This window comes from Serratia bockelmannii, assembly GCF_051803255.1.
Taxonomy (GTDB): domain Bacteria; phylum Pseudomonadota; class Gammaproteobacteria; order Enterobacterales; family Enterobacteriaceae; genus Serratia; species Serratia bockelmannii.
Genome location: NZ_CP196512.1, coordinates 219,248 through 231,916 on the forward strand (window position 1 = coordinate 219,248; position 12,669 = coordinate 231,916).

Sequence of the window (12,669 nt, forward strand, 5' to 3'; positions counted from 1 at the left end):
ACATTGATGGTTTTTTGTGGTCATTTTTATTTCGTTTTATGTTCGTTATTGTTCCTTATCAAACAAAGACCCCAATAACCGTGGCTCAATAGGCTCATAACTACCGATCCTGAGGGAGCGACATGAGCAGCTATTTTGACGGCGGCGAAACGGATGTGATCATCATCGGCGGCGGCGCCACCGGCGCAGGCATTGCCCGCGACTGTGCGCGGCGCGGCCTGCGATGCATTTTGCTGGAGCGCCACGACATCGCCACCGGCGCCACCGGCCGCAACCACGGTTTATTGCACAGCGGCGCGCGCTATGCGGTGACCGACGGCGAGTCGGCGCGCGAGTGCATCGAAGAAAACCGCATCCTGAAACGCATCGCGCATCACTGTATCGAGCGCACCGACGGGCTGTTCATCACCTTGCCGCAAGACTCGCTGGACTATCAGCAGCAGTTTATCGCGGCCTGTCGCCAGGCCGATATCGACGCCGAAGCGATCGACCCGCAGCTGGCGCTGCGGCTGGAGCCGGCGGCTAACCCGGCGCTGATCGGCGCGGTGCGCGTACCGGACGGCACCGTCGATCCCTTCCGGCTGACCGCCGCCAACATGTTGGACGCGCGCGAGCACGGTGCGCAGATCCTGACCTACCACCAGGTGGTGGGATTGTTGCGCAGCGGCGATCGGGTAACGGGCGTGCGCGTTTACGACCATCAGAATCAGCGGCGCTATGAGCTGCACGCGTCTGTGGTGGTCAACGCCGCCGGTATCTGGGGCCAGCAGATCGCCGAATATGCCGATTTACGCATTCGCATGTTCCCGGCCAAGGGAGCGCTGCTGATCCTCGGCCATCGCATCAACAACATGGTGATCAACCGCTGCCGCAAACCGGCGGACGCCGACATCCTGGTGCCGGGCGACACCATCTCGCTGATCGGCACCACCTCGACCCATATCGACTACGACCAAATTGACAACATGCTGGTGACCCCGCAGGAGGTGGACATTCTGATCCGCGAGGGGGCGCTGTTGGCGCCCACCCTGGCGCAGACCCGTATTCTGCGCGCCTATGCCGGGGTGCGGCCGCTGGTCGCCAGCGACGACGATCCCAGCGGGCGCAACGTCAGCCGCGGCATCGTGCTGCTCGATCACGCCGCCCGCGACGGGCTGGAAGGGTTTATCACCATCACCGGCGGCAAGCTGATGACCTACCGCCTGATGGCGGAGTGGGCCACCGACAAGGTGTGCGAAAAGCTTGGCGTAAACCGTCCGTGCACCACCGCGCAGGACGCGTTGCCCGGATCCCGCCAGTCGGCGGAGGAAACGGTGCGCAGCGTGGTTTCACTGCCCGCCAGCATCCGTGGTTCGGCGATTTACCGCCACGGCGATCGCGCCAGCCAGGTGCCGGCGGCCGATCGGCTCGACACCAGCCTGGTGTGCGAATGCGAGGCGGTGACCGCCGGGGAAGTGCGTTATGCGGTCAATTCGCTGACCGTCAATAACCTGGTGGATCTGCGCCGCCGCACCCGCGTCGGCATGGGCACCTGCCAGGGCGAACTCTGCGCCTGCCGCGCCGCCGGGCTGCTGACGCGCTTTAACGTCAGCACGCCGCAGCAATCCATCGCGCAGCTGTCGCAGTTCCTCAACGAACGCTGGAAAGGCGTACGGCCGATCGCCTGGGGCGATGCGCTGCGCGAGAGCGAATTTACCAGCTGGGTTTACCAGGGATTATGCGGGCTTGAAGCCCAGGCCGACCAGGAGCAGGAGGCAGATGATGCGATTTGACGTCGTGGTGATTGGCGGCGGTCTGGCGGGCCTGAGCTGCGCCATTGCCGTGGCCGAACAGGGCAAGCGCTGCGCGGTGGTCAGTTCTGGCCAGAGCGCGCTCTACTTCTCCTCCGGCTCGCTCGACCTGTTGGCGAGATTGCCGGACGGCACGCCGGTCGAGATGCCGCTGGCGGCGTTGTCGCAGCTGGCGCAGCAGGCGCCGCAGCATCCGTATGCCCTGATCGGGCCCGGCCGGGTGGCGGCGCTGTCCGCTGCCGCACAGCGGCTGCTGGAGCGCTGCGGGTTGAACCTGCAGGGGGAGGGAACCAATAACCATCTGCGCATTACGCCGCTGGGCACGCGCCGCGCCACCTGGCTCAGCCCGCAGGCGATCCCGACGCTGCCGCTGACCGGCCAACTGCCGTGGCGGCGCATCGCGGTGATCGGCATCGAAGGGTTCCTCGACTTCCAGCCGCAGATGGCCGCCGATTCCCTGAGCCGCGAGCTCGGCGTGCAGACGGACGTGGCCTATCTGCACATGCCGGCGCTGGACAGATTGCGCAATAACCCCAGTGAGTTCCGCGCGGTGAACATCGCCCGGGTACTGGATTTGATGGAAAGCCTGCCGCCGATGGCCGAAGAGCTGCGGCGGCTGGCGGGCGAGGCCGAGGCGCTCTTCCTGCCGGCCTGTCTGGGCCTGGAGGACGATGCGTCGCTGGCGGTGTTGCAGGATGCGGTCGGCAAACCGATCCGACTGCTGCCGACGTTGCCGCCTTCGGTGCCCGGCATGCGCTTGCATCAGGCGCTGCGGCGGCGTTTTCAGCAGCTGGGCGGCATTTTCATGCCCGGCGACAGCGTGCTGCGCGCCGAGAGCGAGGCCGGCCGCATCACCGGTTTGTACACCCGCAACCACGGCGATATTCCGCTGCGAGCGCAGCAGGTGGTGCTGGCCAGCGGCAGCTTCTTCAGCAATGGGCTGGTGGCCGATTTCGACCGGGTGCGTGAGCCGATCTTTGGGCTGGACGTACACAGCCGGGCGGATCGCGCCGACTGGAGCCGACGCGAGCTGTTCGCGCCGCAGCCTTACCTGCAGTTCGGCGTGCGTACCGACGGCAGGCTGCGGGCGATGAAGCAGGGAGTGCCGTTCGACAACCTGTACGCCATCGGCGCGGTCGCCGGTGGCTACGATCCGCTGCAGCAGGGCTGCGGCGCCGGCGTGTCATTGATCGGCGCGCTGCACGTCGCGCAGCAGATCGCCGCGGAGGAGAACGTATGAGCCTGCATCGGGACCACAGCTTTGAAAGCTGCATCAAATGCACCGTCTGCACCACTTACTGCCCGGTCGCCAAAGTGAACCCGCTCTACCCGGGGCCGAAACAGGCGGGGCCGGACGGCGAGCGGCTGCGGCTGAAAGACCCGGCGCTGTACGACGAAGCGCTGAAATACTGCACCAACTGCAAGCGTTGTGAAGTGGCCTGCCCGTCCGACGTCAAAATCGGCGACATCATTCAGCGCGCCCGCGCCGATTTCGCCCAGAGCAAGCCGACGCTGCGCGATGCCATCCTCAGCCATACCGATATCATGGGATCGCTGTCGACGCCGTTTGCGCCGATCGTCAACGCCGCCACCGGGTTGAAACCGGTGCGCAAGCTGCTGGACAAGGCGCTGAAGATCGATCACCGGCGCGAACTGCCGAAATATTCCTTCGGCACCTTCCGCCGCTGGTACCGGCAACAGGCGCAGGCTCAGCAGCGTTACGCCGAGCAGGTGGCATTCTTCCACGGTTGCTTCGTCAACTATAACCACCCGCAGCTGGGCAAGGATTTGGTCCGGGTGTTCAACGCGCTGGATATCGGCGTGCAACTGCTGAAACGCGAGAAATGCTGCGGCGTGCCGCTGATCGCCAACGGGTTTATCGAGCAGGCTAAAAAGCAGGCCAGGGTCAATGCCGAATCGCTGCAGGAAACGGTGCTGGAGCGCGGCATTCCGGTGGTGGCGACCTCATCGAGCTGCACCTTCACCCTGCGTGACGAATACCCTCATCTGCTGGACGTAGACACCACTGCGGTGCGCGATCGGGTGGAGCTGGCGACGCGCTATCTCTATCGCCTGATCAATCAGGGGCGCAGCCTGCCGCTCAAGCGCACGCCGCTACGGGTGGCTTATCACACGCCTTGCCATATGGAGAAGATGGGCTGGACCGCCTACACCCTGGAGCTGCTGCGGCAGATACCGGGGCTGGAGCTGGTGGTGCTGGATTCGCAGTGCTGCGGCATCGCCGGCACTTACGGGTTCAAATCGGAGAACTATGCCACGTCGCAAGGCATCGGCGCGCCGCTGTTCCGGCAGATAGAAGAGAGCGGAGTGGATCTGGTGGTGACCGACTGCGAAACCTGCAAATGGCAGATAGAAATGTCCACCAGCAAGCGCTGCGAACATCCGATCACCCTGCTGGCGCAGGCGCTGGTATAAAAACGAAAGGGCCGGCAAACCGGCCCTCTGTGGGATTACTGCTTCAGCTTCAGGGTGGAGATGATGCCTTCGGCTTCGGTCTGCGCCTGCTGCTGATTGTCCGCCGGCAGCGTTACCTGGATGGTCAGCATGTTGTTGTTCAGCGAACCGATCAGGACGGAAGAATAAGCCTTTTCACCGCCGCTGGTGATGATGCTGTCCAGCTGACGCAGCGGCACGCCGTTGACGTCGAGCGCCTTGTTGGTGATCACCTGCAGGTTGGCGTCACGCGCGCGCTGGGTATTCTCCAGGCGCTTGGCCAGGGTCTCCAGGCTGTCGGCGGTCTTGTCGCCCAAGATGACGATCACCGCGCGCTGGCCGGTGCTGTCTGCGTAAACATGCATGTTGTTGGCCTGGTTGCCCAGCTTGCCGCTCTGATCCGCCATGCCGACCGGCAGGGTGAACGCCAGTTTACCGTCCAGCAGGCTCACCTGCTGCCCGGCCGGCGCGCTGGCTGCCGCGCCGTCTGGCGCTGCCTTGGTGTCTTTGGTGTTGCCGTCGCAGGCCGCGAGGCCAAGCGCCAGCAGGCTGATACCCATCAATTTCGCTACTTTACGCATCGGGCTTCCTTCTTCCTTTCCGGTAGGGATTTACTGTCGTATCGCAACCTATTCCAGGTTGAAATGCAAGGCAGATGTTGTCACAAGTTTTTTTCCAGTAATAGCCGATAATCAGCCACTTCGCCTTTCTTTTCCAGTTGAACAATCTGATAGTGGTGGGTGAGCAGCATCGTCAGCATGGCGCGGAACCGGTTACGGGTTTTGACCGTCAGTTGGCGATAGCCCTGCGCCCGAGCCCAGCGTTCCTGTTCGGCCAACAAGGCCTGCGCCACGCCGTGGCGACGGAATGCCGGCAGCACGCCACCCAGCCAGCTGTAAAACACCGTTTCCTGCCGTTGATAACCGAGTTTGAAACCGGCCGGCTGCCCGTCTATCTCGGCGATCAACAGGCTGGCGGGGGCGGTGCCGATACGCCGCTGCAGATCGGCCAGGCTATGCAGGCCGCCGAATTCGGGGATGCGTTGGTAAAGGCGGTGGATTTCTTCGAGCGTGGCGGTGCGGACGATGGGGATCATGAGCGGCCTCCAAAGAATAGGGCCGCCCAGAATAGCATGGCTCAGCTCGGCTGCAGGCTGCCGCTGCGCGCCGCGATGCGTTTGAGCAGCATGTTCAGCAACACGCCGTACATCGGCAAGAAGAACAGCAGGCAGATCATCACCTTGAAGCTGTAATCCACCAGCGCAATCTCCACCCAGTTGTTGGCCATGAACGGATCGCTGCTCTTGTAGAAGGCGATGAAGAAGAACGCCAGCGTATCGCTGATGTTGCCGAGGAACATCGCCGCCGCCGGCGCCACCCACCAGGCGCTGCGTTGGCGCAGACGGTTAAACACGTGTACGTCGAGGATCTGGCCGAGCACATAGGCCATAAAGCTGGCCACGGCGATGCGCGCCACGAACAGGTTAAAACTGCTCAGCGCCGCGAAGCCCTGCCATTCTCCCTGATAGGTGACGGTGGAGATCACATAAGAGATGAACAGCGCCGGCACCATCACCGCCAGGATAATACGTCGCGCCAGCGGCGCGCCGAAGATGCGCACGGTCAGATCGGTCGCCAGGAAGATAAACGGGAAGGTAAAGGCGCCCCAGGTGGTATGGAAGCCGAAAACGGTGATCGGCAGCTGCACCAGGTAGTTGCTGGAGGTAATGATGGCGATATGAAACAGCGAAAGCCAGACCAACGCCGTGAAGCGCTGCTGTGCGGTAAACGAATACATGTTGTAGCCTTTTTAGCAGTGGGGTGAGGGAACCCAGTGTGTCTTGTCAAAACAGCAAAAAACGCTGCGCGGCGGCATGATACGCGTTTGCGCAACCAATGCAATGGTTAAATTTAACGCAAACGTTAACGCATCTTGCGCAGAAAAACTACCGGCGTAAACTAGGCGCTAATGAGATGCGGCGAGCGTTCGCCGATCGTTTTGAACGAGAAAAATTGCATGACTGACTTATTTGCCCAGGCAGACCAGACGCTCGACGCGCTGGGGCTGCGTTGCCCAGAACCGGTGATGATGGTGCGTAAAACCGTGCGCCATATGGACAACGGCGAAACGCTGCTGATTATTGCCGACGATCCGGCTACCACCCGCGATATCCCGGGGTTCTGCCGCTTTATGGAGCATACGCTGGTGGCGCAGGAGACCGAGCAGGCGCCATACCGTTATCTGCTGCGTAAAGGCGTATAACGGCGGCGCGGCCGAGTTAAAAGTTCCTTCCCCCAAATGACAACGGGCGCGGTATGCCGCGCCCGTGTTTGTTTCAGAGCTTAGCTGCGCTTTCTCAACAGCCGCAGCGCGTTGGCGGTGACCAGCGCGGTGGCGCCGGAGTCGGCCAGCACCGCCAGCCACAGCCCGGTTAACCCCAGCAGGCTGGTGATCAGGAAGACCCCTTTCAACCCCAGCGCGATGGTGATGTTTTGCCGGATATTGGCGTGGGTGGCGCGCGAGATGCGGATCATTTCCGCGACGCCCACCAGTCGGTTGTGGGTCAGGGCGGCGTCGGCGGTCTCCAGCGCCACGTCGGTGCCGCTGCCCATGGCGATGCCGATGTTGGAGGCTTTCATCGCCGGGGCGTCGTTGATGCCGTCGCCGATCATCGCCGTCGGGCGCAGTTCGCTCAGTTCGGTGACCGCGCTGACCTTATCTTCCGGCAACAGACCGGCACGATAGTCGAGGCCCAGCTCGCCGGCGATCGCTGCGGCGGCGCGCGGGTTATCCCCGGTCAGCATCACGCCGCGAATACCCAGCGCGTTCAGTTCGGCTATCGCCTGTTTGGCGTCGCTGCGTAGCGTATCACGCAGCGCCAGCAAGCCGATGGGCGCGCCGTCTTCCAGCACCACCACCGCCGTTTTACCGGCGTTTTCCAGCTTGTCTACCTGGCTCTGCCATTGTGTGGCGAGCAGGCCCGGCGCCAGCTTGCCCGGCGCACTGATCAGCACGGTCTTGCCGTCCACGATCCCTTCCACACCGACGCCGGCCAGCGCGCGGCGCGCCTGCGCCAGCGGCAGCTCAGCCCCGCTTGCGGCGGCGCGGTTGATGATCGCTTGCGCCAGCGGGTGATGTGAACCGGCCTCTACCGCGGCGGCAAGCTGCAACAGCCGTTGTTCGGTCAGCGCGCCGATGGGCAGCACGTCGGTGACCGTCGGCTTGCCTTCGGTCAGGGTGCCGGTTTTATCGAAGGCGATGGTTTGAATCTGGCCCAGTTGCTCCAGCGCCGCGCCGCCTTTAATCAGCGCGCCGCGCCGCGTGGCGGCCGCCAGCCCGGATGTGATGGCCGCCGGCGTCGAGATCACCAGCGCGCATGGACAGCCGATCAGCAGCAGCGTCAGGCCGCGATAGATCCAGGTCTCCCACGGCTGCGAGAACAGCAGTGGCGGTACCAGGATCACCGCGACGGCCAGCAGCATGATGGCTGGGGTGTAATAGCGGCTGAAGCGATCGAGGAAGCGTTCGATCGGCGCGCGGCGTTCTTCGGCCTCTTCAATAAGCTGCAAAATGCGGTCGATGGCATTTTTGCCGGGCTCGGAAATCACCTTCATCTGTGCCGCCTGATCGACGGACAGGCTGCCGGCGGCCACTTTTTCCCCTTGTTGACGCTCGACCGGCACCGATTCGCCGGTCAGGGCGCTTTCGTCAAAGCTGGCGAACGGATTGAGCAGCTCGGCGTCGGCCGGCAGGCGCCCGCCGGGCGCGATTTCAATCACATCGCCAGGGCGCAGGCTGGCGACCGGCACGCGTTTGCGTTCCGTGCCTTGCAGCAGCAGCGCATCTTCCGGCACCAGCTCCATCAGCGCCTTCACCCCGCGCCGCGCACGGTTGGCGGCGTAGGATTCCAGCAGCTCGCCGACCATAAACAGCAGCAGCACCATCGCCGCCTCGGCGGTGGCGCCAATAAACAGCGCGCCGATGGCCGCCACGCTCATCAGCGTTTCGATGGCGAACGGCGTGCCGGAGCGAATCAGACGCAGCGCCTTGGCGGCGACCGGCGCCAACCCGACCAGCGTGGTGGCGATAAAGGCGATGCGACCCAGCTCCGGGTTAATCCGATCCAGCACCCAGCTGACCACCATCAGGGTAGTTAACAACAGCAGCGGCGCAAATTCGCCGAAGCGCGAGGCTTTTGGCGCGGCATCTTTGGCGGTCTGAGTGCCGAGCAGGGTAAAACCGGCCTGGGCGACCGCGTCCTGGATCCGCAGGCTGAGATCGGACTGTGCGTCGACCACCAGTTTTTCAGTGGCGAACAATACGCGTGCGCTGTCAACGCCGGGGAGCGCGGTGACGGCATTTTCGATTTTCTTGGCGCAGCTGGGGCAGTCCATACCGGTGACTTTCCAGCTGAAACGTTGGCTGCCGGAAGGGGGAGCGGCGGCCAGCCTGTCGCTTTCCTCGTCCGGATCGTCGGGCGCGCTGGCGCAGCAGCCGCTATCGCCATGATCGTGATGATGGTGGGCGTGTTCGGCCTGTACGGCTGCGCTTTTCGGCTCACTGCTGCAGCCATGCTGCGTTTTGCTGTGGCTGTGGTTGCAGCCGCACCCGCCTTCGGCGTGGTGATGTTCCTGATGATTATGGTTTTGCTGATTGTGCATAACGTCCCCCTTCGGGCTGTTAAACGGGTTTGCTCAGCTGACTCTACACCCTGGAGTCCACTCCAGAGTCAAGCGCCGGATGAGAATTATTGCTAACGGCGTTCGGGCGTAGAAAAGGGGGATTCATTCAATAATGAATAATGCGAATTTAAATATATCGGCTTTTCTTATCCCCTATTTGGGCGAAAAGGCTCGCTGCCGTTAGTTTAAATAAGAAAATAATATTCCTATAGAAACTAAAAAATCGCCCGACCTAATAATAAAGAGTTATTAATCTATAACGCTTTAGCAAAATTTACCTTTCCCCCTAAGTAAAGCCAGCATGATTCGCTTGAGTCTGCAGGCCGCGTTGCTATTGAAGTTTGGTGCCAACTTATCCTCATCAAGTTTCGTTTGCTTTGTAAAGAAGCCTAAAAAGCAGCATAACAAACTTTCGTTGCGATAATAAATGGTTGATTATTTTATGTGCAGTTTTACGGTCCTGCCTATAATTGGAATCGATTACCATTTTTAATGGTGATCTTATTTGCTGATATATATGCATTAATTCTACCTAACACACTGCCGGTAACGGCGCATAAGCCCCTTCCAGCAAGCTTGAGGTTCATTAACCGTGGCTTACGGGGAGGTTATGTCTATCTGTCTGATTGATATCAATCAGGTAATGAGTGGAATCGAACCAATGCAATCTACTAAAAAGGCAATTGAAATTACTGAATCCAGCCTCGCGGCCGCGACAACCGGTTACGATGCTGTAGACGACCTGCTGCATTATCATGAGCGGGGTAACGGGATTCAGATTAATGGCAAGGATTCATTTTCTAACGAGCAAGCTGGGCTGTTTATTACCCGCGAGAACCAAACCTGGAACGGTTACAAGGTATTTGGCCAGCCGATCAAATTAACCTTCTCCTTCCCGGATTATAAGTTCTCTTCCACTAACGTCGCCGGCGACACCGGGCTGAGCAAGTTCAGCGCGGAACAGCAGCAGCAGGCTAAGCTGTCGCTGCAGTCCTGGGCCGACGTCGCCAATATCACCTTCACCGAAGTGGCGGCCGGACAAAAGGCCAATATCACCTTCGGCAACTACAGCCAGGATCGCCCCGGCCACTATGATTACGGCACCCAGGCCTACGCCTTCCTGCCGAACACCATTTGGCAGGGCCAGGATCTGGGGGGCCAGACCTGGTACAACGTCAATCAGTCCAACGTCAAGCATCCGGCGACCGAAGACTACGGCCGCCAGACGTTCACCCATGAAATTGGCCATGCACTGGGCCTGAGCCACCCGGGCGATTACAACGCCGGTGAAGGCAACCCGACCTACCGCGACGTCACTTACGCGGAAGATACTCGTCAGTTCAGCCTGATGAGCTACTGGAGTGAAACCAATACCGGTGGCGACAACGGCGGTCATTACGCCGCGGCTCCGCTGCTGGATGACATTGCCGCCATTCAGCACCTGTATGGCGCCAACCTGTCGACCCGCACCGGCGACACCGTGTACGGCTTTAACTCCAACACCGGTCGTGACTTCCTCAGCACCACCAGCAACTCGCAAAAAGTGATCTTTGCGGCCTGGGATGCGGGCGGCAACGATACCTTCGATTTCTCCGGTTACACCGCTAACCAACGCATCAACCTGAACGAGAAGTCGTTCTCCGACGTGGGCGGCCTGAAGGGCAACGTGTCGATCGCCGCCGGTGTGACCATTGAGAACGCCATTGGCGGTTCCGGCAACGACGTGATCGTCGGCAACGCGGCCAATAACGTGCTGAAAGGCGGCGCGGGTAACGACGTGCTGTTCGGCGGCGGCGGGGCGGATGAGCTGTGGGGCGGTGCCGGTAAAGACATCTTCGTGTTCTCTGCCGCCAGCGATTCCGCCCCGGGCGCTTCAGACTGGATCCGCGACTTCCAGAAAGGGATCGACAAGATTGATCTGTCGTTCTTCAACAAAGAGGCGCAGAGCAGCGACTTCATTCACTTCGTCGATCACTTCAGCGGCGCGGCCGGTGAAGCGCTGCTGAGCTACAACGCGTCCAACAACGTGACCGATTTGTCGGTGAACATCGGGGGGCATCAGGCGCCGGACTTCCTGGTGAAAATCGTCGGTCAGGTAGACGTCGCCACTGACTTTATCGTGTAACGCAGCAACGGAGCGCCCGGCGCAGTCTCGGCCGGGCGTGATGTGGGAGCCGGTATGAAAGGTACTTTAACGCGCGCCGCCCTGGCGGCGGGAGGCATGATGGTGACGAGTGCGGTGATGGCCGGCAGTCTGGCGCTGCCGACCGCGCAGTCGCTGGCGGGGCAATGGCAGGTAGCCGACAGCGAAAGGCAATGCCAAATCGAGTTTCTGGCCAATGAGCAAAGCGAGACCAACGGCTACCAGCTGGTGGATCGGCAGCGTTGTCTGCAAAGCGTATTTGCGGCCGAGGTGGTGGGCTGGCGCCCGGCGCCGGACGGCATCGCCCTGCTGCAGGCGGATGGCAGCACGCTGGCGTTCTTCTCGCGCGACGGCGATCTGTACCGCAATCAGCTGGGTGCGGGTGATGCCCTGACGTTGAAAGCGCTGGCTTGATGAAGAAACGGGTTCGGCGCGCCGAACCCGCGGCAGGTCTCTACAGGTAGAGCGAACGCACGATCAGGAAGTGGCCGGAAAAGTAACAGAAAGCCACGATGGCGTCCGCCGCGCGGAAGGTGAAGCGGTAACGGTTGAGCAGCCAAACCACGTTGGCCAGCAGCAGCAGCGAGGTGCCGGCCAGCAGCGAGAAGCCGAAATCGGTGCTGCGCAGGAAATATTGCTCGCCTGCCAGCCAGACCATCAGCAGCGCCATCGCCACGTAGGTGACGATTGGCCAGCGCATCTCTTCCAGCCGGGTCCAAAGGGTGGCTAGCAGCAATGCACCGATCGCCAGCAGCGCCAGCGGCAGCGGCCAGAACAGACTGAACGTCATCTGGCTGGCGAAACTCAGGGTGTACAGCAAGTGGGACAGGAAAAAGGCGCCGATGGCGTACAGCACCCGCTCGCGCGGCAGCAGGAGCAGCGCATCGCCGATCAGCGTCGCCAGCAGGCCGAGTACGATCAGATAACCCGCCGCGCTGAGCACCGGCGCCTGCCAGGCAAGCAGCAACAGCAGCAACAGCGTGACGGGTTTGAACACCCAACGCTGCCAGCGCGGCCCGCGGTAAGAGGCGTCGACGAACAGCCAACCGGAAAAGAATACGGCAAGGAACGGCCAACTCATTGATGTCATCCTTATGTAGGAGGGAGCCGCAACCACCGGCTCCAAACTGTCACCCATGTCACTTCTTATTTCAGTGTAGGTAGCCTGCCGACGATCGACAATGCTTTCTTGAGAATGCTATGTTTACGCCGATTTGGCCGTGAAGGAAATGGGAAACCGATGAGTAAGCCACCGTTATTTTTTGTCGCCGTCATTGCGTTGATCGCCGTGCTGGCCACGCAACGCTACTTCAAACAGCGCCAGCAGGAGGCGGAAAACGATCGTGCGCCGATGCGCAGTCTGCAGGTGACGGTGAGCGACAAGCGGAGCTTCCCGGTCGCCAAGACCCGTGCGCCGCAGCGCGAGCCGTTGGTCAACGAGCCGATGTATTACGAGGTGGTGTTCAGCCCGAACCAGGGCGGTGAAGACATTACGCTGCGGCTGAAGCAATGGCAGTACAACCCGATAGAAAAAGGCGCGCACGGCACGTTAAACATGCAGGGCACGCGCTTCGTCTCGTTCACCGTTCAGCCGTAGCGG

Annotated in this window: 12 protein-coding genes; 7 read left to right on the plus strand and 5 right to left on the minus strand. The window is 61.3% G+C overall.

Annotated features, from left to right (window positions below; translation table 11 throughout):
• The first annotated feature begins 122 nt into the window (after positions 1-122).
• Genes glpA through glpC form a run of 3 tightly spaced genes read left to right on the plus strand, consistent with a single transcriptional unit; the run spans position 123 to position 4,226 of the window.
• Positions 123-1,772, plus strand: coding sequence for an anaerobic glycerol-3-phosphate dehydrogenase subunit A (glpA, locus tag ACSJLU_RS01020; protein ID WP_025304884.1), 1,650 nt, complete (start codon positions 123-125; stop codon positions 1,770-1,772).
• Positions 1,762-3,030 carry a glycerol-3-phosphate dehydrogenase subunit GlpB gene (glpB, locus tag ACSJLU_RS01025; protein WP_380827901.1) on the plus strand — a complete coding sequence of 423 codons (1,269 nt, stop codon included), beginning with the start codon at positions 1,762-1,764 and terminating at the stop codon, positions 3,028-3,030. Before glpA ends, glpB begins: the two co-directional genes overlap by 11 nt.
• Positions 3,027-4,226 carry an anaerobic glycerol-3-phosphate dehydrogenase subunit GlpC gene (gene glpC / locus ACSJLU_RS01030; RefSeq protein WP_043142203.1) on the plus strand — a complete coding sequence of 400 codons (1,200 nt, stop codon included), beginning with the start codon at positions 3,027-3,029 and terminating at the stop codon, positions 4,224-4,226. Before glpB ends, glpC begins: the two co-directional genes overlap by 4 nt.
• A gap of 35 nt (positions 4,227-4,261) precedes the next feature.
• Here glpC and ACSJLU_RS01035 read toward each other — a convergent pair whose 3' ends face one another.
• The 3 genes from ACSJLU_RS01035 to ACSJLU_RS01045 form a co-directional block, all read right to left on the minus strand.
• The gene (locus ACSJLU_RS01035; protein WP_025304887.1) at positions 4,262-4,825 is read right to left on the minus strand and encodes a DcrB family lipoprotein; all 564 of its coding nucleotides are present in this window, start codon (positions 4,823-4,825) and stop codon (positions 4,262-4,264) included.
• An 80-nt stretch (positions 4,826-4,905) separates the two neighbouring features.
• On the minus strand, positions 4,906-5,340 hold the full coding sequence (locus tag ACSJLU_RS01040) for a GNAT family N-acetyltransferase (protein WP_164100214.1): 435 nt from the start codon (positions 5,338-5,340) through the stop codon (positions 4,906-4,908).
• A 41-nt stretch (positions 5,341-5,381) separates the two neighbouring features.
• Positions 5,382-6,041 (minus strand): 7-cyano-7-deazaguanine/7-aminomethyl-7-deazaguanine transporter, encoded by a 660-nt coding sequence (locus tag ACSJLU_RS01045; RefSeq protein WP_025304889.1) that lies wholly within the window; start codon positions 6,039-6,041, stop codon positions 5,382-5,384.
• Positions 6,042-6,260: 219 nt separating this feature from the next.
• Between ACSJLU_RS01045 and tusA the strand changes: the two genes are divergently transcribed.
• A complete protein-coding gene (gene tusA, locus ACSJLU_RS01050; RefSeq protein WP_025304890.1) occupies positions 6,261-6,506 on the plus strand; it encodes a sulfurtransferase TusA in 246 nt (81 codons plus the stop codon).
• An 80-nt stretch (positions 6,507-6,586) separates the two neighbouring features.
• Here tusA and ACSJLU_RS01055 read toward each other — a convergent pair whose 3' ends face one another.
• The gene (locus ACSJLU_RS01055) at positions 6,587-8,905 is read right to left on the minus strand and encodes a zinc/cadmium/mercury/lead-transporting ATPase (protein ID WP_148123039.1); all 2,319 of its coding nucleotides are present in this window, start codon (positions 8,903-8,905) and stop codon (positions 6,587-6,589) included.
• 682 nt (positions 8,906-9,587) lie between these two features.
• On the opposite strand from ACSJLU_RS01055, the gene ACSJLU_RS01060 reads away from it, so the two are divergent.
• Both ACSJLU_RS01060 and ACSJLU_RS01065 read left to right on the plus strand, forming a co-directional pair.
• Positions 9,588-11,051, plus strand: a complete 1,464-nt coding sequence (locus ACSJLU_RS01060; RefSeq protein WP_025304892.1) for a serralysin family metalloprotease — start codon at positions 9,588-9,590, stop codon at positions 11,049-11,051.
• A 54-nt stretch (positions 11,052-11,105) separates the two neighbouring features.
• A complete protein-coding gene (locus tag ACSJLU_RS01065; protein WP_025304893.1) occupies positions 11,106-11,483 on the plus strand; it encodes an AprI/Inh family metalloprotease inhibitor in 378 nt (125 codons plus the stop codon).
• 40 nt (positions 11,484-11,523) lie between these two features.
• Here ACSJLU_RS01065 and ACSJLU_RS01070 read toward each other — a convergent pair whose 3' ends face one another.
• Positions 11,524-12,150, minus strand: a complete 627-nt coding sequence (locus ACSJLU_RS01070) for a lysoplasmalogenase (RefSeq protein WP_380827907.1) — start codon at positions 12,148-12,150, stop codon at positions 11,524-11,526.
• 159 nt (positions 12,151-12,309) lie between these two features.
• Here ACSJLU_RS01070 and ACSJLU_RS01075 point away from each other — a divergent pair, with 159 nt between their 5' ends.
• Entirely contained in the window at positions 12,310-12,666 is a 357-nt protein-coding gene (locus ACSJLU_RS01075) for a DUF2500 domain-containing protein (RefSeq protein ID WP_025304895.1), read from the plus strand.
• Positions 12,667-12,669: the final 3 nt, after the last annotated feature.

Bases quoted from the DNA above. Each gene is read 5' to 3' on its own strand.
- ACSJLU_RS01040 (WP_164100214.1), bottom strand. From the start codon at position 5,340: ATGATCCCCATCGTCCGCACCGCCACGCTCGAAGAAATCCACCGCCTT.
- ACSJLU_RS01065 (WP_025304893.1), top strand. From the start codon at position 11,106: ATGAAAGGTACTTTAACGCGCGCCGCCCTGGCGGCGGGAGGCATGATG.
- glpC (WP_043142203.1), top strand. From the start codon at position 3,027: ATGAGCCTGCATCGGGACCACAGCTTTGAAAGCTGCATCAAATGCACC.
- ACSJLU_RS01055 (WP_148123039.1), bottom strand. From the start codon at position 8,905: ATGCACAATCAGCAAAACCATAATCATCAGGAACATCACCACGCCGAA.
- ACSJLU_RS01070 (WP_380827907.1), bottom strand. From the start codon at position 12,150: ATGAGTTGGCCGTTCCTTGCCGTATTCTTTTCCGGTTGGCTGTTCGTC.
- ACSJLU_RS01045 (WP_025304889.1), bottom strand. From the start codon at position 6,041: ATGTATTCGTTTACCGCACAGCAGCGCTTCACGGCGTTGGTCTGGCTT.
- ACSJLU_RS01075 (WP_025304895.1), top strand. From the start codon at position 12,310: ATGAGTAAGCCACCGTTATTTTTTGTCGCCGTCATTGCGTTGATCGCC.
- glpB (WP_380827901.1), top strand. From the start codon at position 1,762: ATGCGATTTGACGTCGTGGTGATTGGCGGCGGTCTGGCGGGCCTGAGC.
- glpA (WP_025304884.1), top strand. From the start codon at position 123: ATGAGCAGCTATTTTGACGGCGGCGAAACGGATGTGATCATCATCGGC.
- ACSJLU_RS01035 (WP_025304887.1), bottom strand. From the start codon at position 4,825: ATGCGTAAAGTAGCGAAATTGATGGGTATCAGCCTGCTGGCGCTTGGC.
- tusA (WP_025304890.1), top strand. From the start codon at position 6,261: ATGACTGACTTATTTGCCCAGGCAGACCAGACGCTCGACGCGCTGGGG.
- ACSJLU_RS01060 (WP_025304892.1), top strand. From the start codon at position 9,588: ATGCAATCTACTAAAAAGGCAATTGAAATTACTGAATCCAGCCTCGCG.